We start from the raw sequence: 7,401 nt of genomic DNA on the forward strand, positions 1-7,401 counted from the left end.
TAGCCGGCCGGCGACATGGCCGGCGACATCGCTGCGGGCGGAAGAGGCGGCATCGCAGCAGGCATCACCTGCGGCCGCGCCATCCCGGCCGGTGCGCCGAACGACGGCGCCGCGGGCTGACGTTCCTGCGCCGGCGGCGCATAGGCCGGCGTTTCGCGCGGCGGCGTCTGCTGCTGCTGCTGCGGCGCGTCGTCGAAAGCGCCGTCGACGGTGGCCAGCACCTCGATGCCGCCGTCGACGCTGCGGTTCGACACGATCAGCGCATCCGGCCCCAAGGCCTCGCGCACCTGACGCATCACGTCACGGGTGTTTGCCCCGTAAAAGCGGCTGATCTTCATTGCCCATTGCTCCCGCCGATCAGCGCCGTCACGCGGACGATGCGCTCATCGGGAATTTCCGTATTCGACAACACGCCAAGCTGCGGCAGATGATGCCGCAGGAAGCGCGACAGCGGCGCGCGCAGCACCGGCGACACCAGCAGCACCGGCGCATTGCCCTGCGATTCCTGCCGTTCGACCGCCGCCTGCGCCTCGCGCAGCAGCGTATCGGCCAGGCCCGGCTCCAGGCCGCCGCTGGTCGTCATGGCCTGCGACAGCACGCGTTCCAGCTTCACGTCCAGACCGATCACCCGCAACTCGCCCTCGCCGGGGAACCATTGCTGCGTGATGGCGCGGCCAAGCGCGCGGCGCGTCAGTGCGATCAGCTCGTTGATGTCCGGCTGCCCGCCCGACCCGGCGGCCATCGCCGCCAGTCGCGGGCCGTGCTCGGACAGCGTGTCGATGATGGTGCGCATGTCGCGGATCGGCACTTCTTCCGACAGCAGACCCTGCAGCACCTTCTGCAGCGCCGTCAGCGACAGCGTCTTGGGCACCAGGTCCTCGACCAGCTTCGGCGCGTCGCGGCCGATGCGATCCAGCAGTTGCTGCACTTCCTGGCGGCCCAGGAGGTTCGAGCCGTGGCGATGCATCAGGTGATTCAGGTGCGTGGCTACGACCGTGCCCGCATCCACCACCGTATATCCGGCGACCTGCGCCTGATCGCGCAGCGAACTGTCGATCCACAGCGCCGGCAGGCCGAACGCCGGATCGGTCGTCGGCGTGCCCTTGATCTGCATGGTCACGCCGCCCGGGTCGATGGCCAGCCACTGGCCGGGCATTGCAACGCCATTGCCCACTTCCACACCCGACAGCAGGATGCGGTAATCGTTGGGCTTGAGTTCCAGGTTGTCGCGGATGTGCACGACGGGCGGCAGAAAGCCCACGTCCTGCGCAAACTTCTTGCGCAGGCTGCGGATGCGATGCAGCAGCTCGCCGTTCTGCGCGTGGTCCACCAGCGGAATCAGGCGGTAGCCCACCTCCAGCCCCAGCTGGTCCACCATCGACACGTCTTCCCAGCTTGCCTCGGCGGCCGCAGCCTGCGCCTGGGTGATCGCCTGCGGCGGTATCTCCTCGGCGGCCACGGCGGCGGCTTTCTTGCGTTTGAGCAGCGCCCAGCCACCCCAGCCCAGTGCGCCGGCCAGCGTCAGGAACGCGACGTGGGGCATGTTGGGGATGAGGCCCATGATGCCGATGATGCCGGCGGTCAGGAACAGCACGCTCGGGTTGGAGAACAGCTGGCTGATGATCTGCTGACCGATGTCCTGGTCCGTCGACACGCGCGACACGACCACACCGGCGGCGGTAGAGATCACCAGCGCGGGGATCTGGGCAACCAGGCCGTCACCGATGGTCAGCAGCGTGTAGACGCGGCCGGCTTCGCCCATGGACATGTCATGCTGCGCCACACCGACGACCAGGCCGCCGATGACGTTGATCGCCATGATCAGCAGGCCGGCGATGGCGTCGCCGCGCACGAACTTGGAGGCGCCGTCCATCGAGCCGAAGAAGTCCGATTCCTGCGAGACTTCCGACCGGCGCTTGCGCGCCTCGTCTTCGCCGATCAGGCCGGCGTTCAGGTCCGCGTCGATCGCCATCTGCTTGCCGGGCATGGCGTCCAGGGTGAAACGCGCGCCCACTTCCGCGATACGCCCCGCACCCTTGGTGATGACGATGAAGTTGATGATGGTCAGGATGATGAAGACGATGATCCCGACAGCGAAGTTGCCGCCTACCAGGAAGTGCCCGAAGGCCTCGATCACCTTGCCCGCGGCGTCCGGGCCCGTGTGACCGTGCAGCAGCACGACCCGGGTGGACGCGACGTTGAGCGACAAGCGCAGCAGCGTCGCGAACAGCAGCACGGCGGGGAACGCGGCAAAGTCCAGCGGCTTGCGCGTGAACATGGCCACCAGCAGGATCATCACGGACAACGCGATGTTGAAGGTGAACAGCAGATCCAGCAGGAACGTGGGCAGGGGCAGCACCATCATGCCCAGCACCATCACGATCAGGATGGGACCCGCCAGCAGCCGCGCGTGCGTGCCGCCGTTATTCTTCAACATGGTGAGCAGAGCGCTCATTCCTTAAACTCCTTGTGCTGCGGTTTTTGCCTGCGGGTCCAGTTCGGCTGGCACGTTCAACTTCGTGGGGGCCGAGGGTTCAAGCCCCCAGCCCGAGCGCCAGGATCGTAGCTGGAATACCCATGCCAGCACTTCCGCCACCGCGGTATACAGCTCGGCCGGGATTTCTTGTCCCAGCTCGACGTGTTGATGCAATGCGCGCGCCAACGGCGGCGCTTCCAATGTGGGAATCTTGTTTTCGGCCGCCAGCTCGCGGATCTTCGCGGCGATCAGGCCCGTGCCCTTGGCCAGCACGCGCGGCGCGCCGCCCTTCGATTCGTCGTACTTCAGCGCCACCGCATAGTGCGTCGGGTTGGTCACCACGACGTCGGCCTTCGGCACCTCGGACATCATGCGCCGGCGGGCCGCCTGACGCTGCTGCTGCCGGATGCGCGCCTTCACATGCGGATCGCCTTCGCTTTCCTTGTGCTCCTGGCGCACGTCTTCCTTGGACATCCGCAGCTTCTTCAGATGGCTCCAGATCTGCCACGGTACGTCCAGCATGACGATGATGAGCAGCGACGCCACGATGAAGGCGCAGCACATCGCCACCAGGGTCAGCGCCTTGGTCAGCGCGGCCGACGGCGCCACGTGCATCAGCCCCATCATGTCGTCGTGATAGCGCCAGATGACCCATACCGCCACGCCGCCGACCAGCAGCGCTTTGGCCAGCGCCTTGATCAGCTCCACCACCGTCTGCGACGAGAACATGCGCTTCAAGCCGGCCAGCGGGCTGAGCTTCGAAAAATTGGGCGTCAGCGGCTTGGTCGAAATCACCAGGCCGCCCAGCACCACGCTCGACAGCACTGCAACCACCGCCAGCAAGCCGAAGATCGGCAGCAACACCAGCAGCGCATGGCCGAAACCGCTTACCGCCTGCTCGACCATGACGCCGGGATCCAACGCGACGCGCTGATCGAAGGCCAGCCCGTTGCGCAGCACGCCGCTCAGGCCCCGGTACAGCGACCCGCCGCCCGCCCAGATCGCGGCGACACCGACGGCCAGCATCATGAACGTGCCCAGTTCCCGGGAACGCGCAATCTGCCCCTCCTCGCGCGCCTTTTCCAGGCGCCTGGGAGAGGCGGCTTCGGTTTTCTCGAGGTCGCTTTCTTCGGACATGCTCTACGGGATCGTTGCGGCTCGCTGACGTGGAATGCAAGCCGCCCGCCGAGATTCTAGGAGGCGCGGGGGGTTGGCGATATGCCAAGAAACGGGGGGAAAGCGGCGCTATTCCCGGATGCGCCGCCGGCGGCCGGTCAGCCCCCCCTGGGCGGGCGGCTTCAGCCCGCCGCTTCAACCCGCCGCTTCAACCCGCCACATCAAGCCGCCACATGAACGCCCCGCGTGACGCCGTCCCGTCAGCCCGCCACCGGCGCCGCCCGTCCCCCGACGCCCTGCCCGTCCAGGATCGCCTGGAAGCGCGCATAATCCAGCCCGATACGCACCGCGCCCCAGTGCTCCGGCCCCAAATAAATGGGCAGCGAAATGTCATTGACGATCTCGCCGGTATCCCGCGAATACGTCTGGAACAACTGCGCGCCCGTATTGGCGGCCAGCCGGGCGCCCACCGGATCGTCAAAGATCCGCTTGTTGCGCACCCGGACGATGTCGACCTTCGGATCGCCGGTCGGCGCCAGCGAAAACCGGCTGTTGTGCGCGGGTGCGTAACCCCGGTTGTCCACCAGGATCGTGTAGATCGCGCCGGGCACCGCCTCCAGCACACGGTCGAGCAAGCGCGTCAGCGGCTCGTCGATGGCGCGGTCATACGCCGTGTGATATCGCGGCGGCTCGCTGCCGGGAATGCGCTGGTAGTGGCGGTCGAACACGTCGACGCCGCGCCGCCGGGCATCGTGGAGCAATCCTGCCGCCGCGTCTGCAAACGCCTCCAGCGAGGCCGACAGGCTGTCGAACGCGGTATCGCCGGTGCGCATGTCGGCCAGCACCTCCTGCACGCTTTCGGTCTGGCGGCGGATGCGGTCGATTTCGCCCGACATGCTGCCCACCCGCTCCAGCACGTCCGCGCTCAGCGCCGCGATCCGCCCGACCTCCTGGCTCATGCCGTGATTGGTCGCATCGACCTCGCCGATCGCCTGCACCACTTCGCCCACCTGCCGGTTCATGCTGTCGAAGTCGCGCACGAAGCGCTCGAATCCGTCACAGGTGCGGTTCAGCACCGCGCCCGACGCGTCCACATCCTCGCGCAGCGTGCCGGTCTGGCGCTGGGTGGATTCGACCAGGCCCAGCATCTCGGCGGTATGGCGGCCGATGTCGCCGGTGGCGGTGTTGACGCGTTCGGCCAGACGGCCGACTTCGCTGGCCACCACCGCAAAGCCCCGTCCCGCGTCCCCTGCCCTGGCCGCCTCGACGCCCGCGTTCAACGCGAGCAGTTGCGTCTGCAGCGCAATGCCTTTGATTGCCTTGCTGATGTCGCCCACCGACTGCGCCCGGGCGGCCAGTTGCCCCACCACTTCGGTAAAGGCCGCCATCTCGCGCGTCATGCGGTCGACGCGCGCCCTGACCTCGGTCAGCTCGGCCAGCGCCTGCTCTGCGGCATGCAGATTCTGGCCGGAAACGGCGGCGATTTCGCGGGCATGCGTGGAGGTGGATGCCGACAGGTCCGCGATCTGCGCACCGCTGGCCGCCAGCGCGTCGGCGGCCCTGGCCTGCTCGCGCGCCAGCAGCGAACAGCGCCCCGCCTGGAACTGTGTGCGCGCCGCGTTCAGCGCGATCTCGATGCTGGACTGGCGCACCGTCATGACCCGCACGCGGATCTGCGCCAGGAAACGGTACAGCGGCCAGGCGGCCGGACTGAAAGACAGGGCGCGCTCCGACAGCATCGCGTCACCGCGATTGAGCCGACGCAACAAGCCCCACATGCCGCCCAGGCGGAATACGGATCTGGCCATGATGAACCTCCTCTCCCTGGCCCGGACCGCCTGCTTTGGGCATCCGTGGCCTGGCGCGCAAAAGCGCGCCTTGTCTCGCGCTGCAAGGCCCCGATTATTGTTCGCAGGAGTCTATCGGCAGGGCCGCGTTTGCGCTCTTAGGGAATACGTCATGCGGACGAGGCCGCAAAGACGCCCAGGTGCGGCAGGAAGGCAGCCGCAAGAACGCAGCCGCGCGCGGGTGTCAGACACCAGGGCCATGCGGGTGTCTGACACCGGGGCGATGTCCGGGAGCGAACATCGCCCGAGGGCTGGGCTCAGAAGCCCAGGCTGGCCAGCAGGTCGTCGACCTGGTCCTGGCTGGTGACCACGTCGGTCTTGCCTTGCGGGTTGATCTGCGGACCGTTGAGCAGGCTGTTGGCTTCATCGCGGCGCTCTTGCGGCACGTTGTCCAGCAGCACCTGCAGCAGTTCGCGTTCGATCGCGCCCACCACGTCCATCATGCGCATGATGACCTGGCCCGTGAGGTCCTGGAAATCCTGCGCCATGATGATTTCCATCAGCTTGGACTGCGTCTGCTGCGTCTGCTTGGGCACGTCGGCCAGGAAGGCGCGCGTGTCCTGCACCAGTTCGCGCGCTTCCGGCATCTCCAGCGGCTGGTCATACCATTGCTGCCAGCGGCTATCCAGCGCCTGCGCCGAACGCGACATGTTGTCCTGGATCGGGCCGGCCTGCTCGGTGGCGTTGAGCACCCGATTGGCGGCCTGCTCGGTCATCTGCGCCACGTACCGCAGGCGGTCGCGCGCGTCGGGGATTGCATTGGCGGCGTCCTTGATCGCTTGATCCAGGCCCAGTTCGCGCATGCTGTCGCGCAGCATGCGGGTGAGCGAGGCGATGCGATGGATCAGGTCGGGCGACTCTGCCGGGTCAACTGTTTCCGTTGAGCTCATCGCACACCTCACCCGCCAATTTTCTCGAAGATCTTGTTCAGCTTTTCCTCCAGCGTTGCCGCGGTGAAAGGCTTGACCACGTAACCGTTGGCGCCGGCCTGGGCTGCGGCAACGATGTTTTCCTTCTTGGCTTCCGCCGTCACCATCAGCACCGGCAGCGAGGCCAGCGATGCGTCGGCGCGGATCTGCTTGAGCATCTCCAGACCGTCCAGGTTGGGCATGTTCCAGTCGGACACCACGAACTGGAAGCCGCCGTTGCGCAGCTTCTCCAGGCCAATGGCGCCGTCCTCGGCCTCATCCACGTTTTCGAAACCCAGCTCTTTAAGCAGGTTGCGGATGATCCGCCGCATGGTGGGGAAGTCATCCACCACCAGAATCTTCAGGCCCTTGTCTACCATCTTTCACTCCAGAAAAAATTTGCTTGAGACCGATCGTGGCGTCAGCCCGCGTTAAACGCGGTGCCCACGGTCGCCCAGGCGAGTCAGAATGCGTTCGCTCATCGCCGACAACGGCACCACTTCACTTGCAGCCCCGATGGCAATGGCCTCGCGGGGCATGCCAAAGACCACGCAGCTTGCTTCGTCCTGCGCGATCGTGTGCGCGCCCGCCCGGTGCATGGCCAGCATGCCGGTGGCGCCATCCTTGCCCATGCCCGTCAGGATCACGCCGATGGCGTTCTTGCCCGCCGCCACGGCCGCTGAGTTGAACAGCACGTCCACGGACGGGCGATGGCGGTTGACCGGTTCGCTGGCTTCCAGCTCGATGACGTAGTTGGCGCCGCTGCGGCCCAACCGCATGTGCATTTCGCCGCCCGGCGCCAGGTACACGTGGCCCGGCAGCACGCGCTCGCCATGCACGGCCTCGCGCACGGTCACGGCGCACAGCGCGTCCAGGCGCTGCGCGAACGACCGCGTGAAGCCGGCCGGCATGTGCTGCGTGATCAGGATCGCGGGGCTGTCCGGCGGCAGCGGCTGCAGGACTTCGCGAATGGCTTCGGTGCCGCCGGTGGACGCGCCTACGATGACCAGCTTTTCCGAGCTGGACAGCGGACGGCGCAGCATGGGCGCCGGCG

General features: G+C 67.0%; 6 protein-coding genes and 1 pseudogene. All 7 read right to left on the reverse strand.

What is annotated here, in order from left to right:
* Positions 1–338 (reverse strand): annotated as a pseudogene (locus tag B3446_RS00475) (flagellar biosynthesis protein FlhF); the annotation flags it as partial.
* Positions 335–2,455, reverse strand: coding sequence for a flagellar biosynthesis protein FlhA (gene flhA / locus B3446_RS00480; protein WP_291376554.1), 2,121 nt, complete (start codon positions 2,453–2,455; stop codon positions 335–337). The pseudogene B3446_RS00475 and the gene flhA, both read right to left, overlap by 4 nt.
* 3 nt (positions 2,456–2,458) lie before the next feature.
* Positions 2,459–3,613, reverse strand: coding sequence for a flagellar biosynthesis protein FlhB (gene flhB / locus B3446_RS00485; RefSeq protein WP_191578107.1), 1,155 nt, complete (start codon positions 3,611–3,613; stop codon positions 2,459–2,461).
* 239 nt (positions 3,614–3,852) lie between these two features.
* Entirely contained in the window at positions 3,853–5,400 is a 1,548-nt protein-coding gene (locus B3446_RS00490) for a methyl-accepting chemotaxis protein (protein WP_291376557.1), read from the reverse strand.
* Positions 5,401–5,696: 296 nt separating this feature from the next.
* Complete coding sequence (cheZ, locus tag B3446_RS00495) at positions 5,697–6,329, reverse strand: protein phosphatase CheZ (protein WP_056570181.1); 633 nt, start codon at positions 6,327–6,329, stop codon at positions 5,697–5,699.
* An 8-nt stretch (positions 6,330–6,337) separates the two neighbouring features.
* Positions 6,338–6,727 carry a chemotaxis response regulator CheY gene (gene cheY, locus B3446_RS00500; RefSeq protein ID WP_056316584.1) on the reverse strand — a complete coding sequence of 130 codons (390 nt, stop codon included), beginning with the start codon at positions 6,725–6,727 and terminating at the stop codon, positions 6,338–6,340.
* A 51-nt stretch (positions 6,728–6,778) separates the two neighbouring features.
* The coding region (locus B3446_RS00505; RefSeq protein WP_291376571.1) for a chemotaxis protein CheB at positions 6,779–7,401 on the reverse strand (623 nt) is incomplete at its 5' end.

The organism is Achromobacter sp. UBA5777 (genome assembly GCF_002418565.1).
GTDB lineage: Bacteria > Pseudomonadota > Gammaproteobacteria > Burkholderiales > Burkholderiaceae_B > Achromobacter > Achromobacter animicus.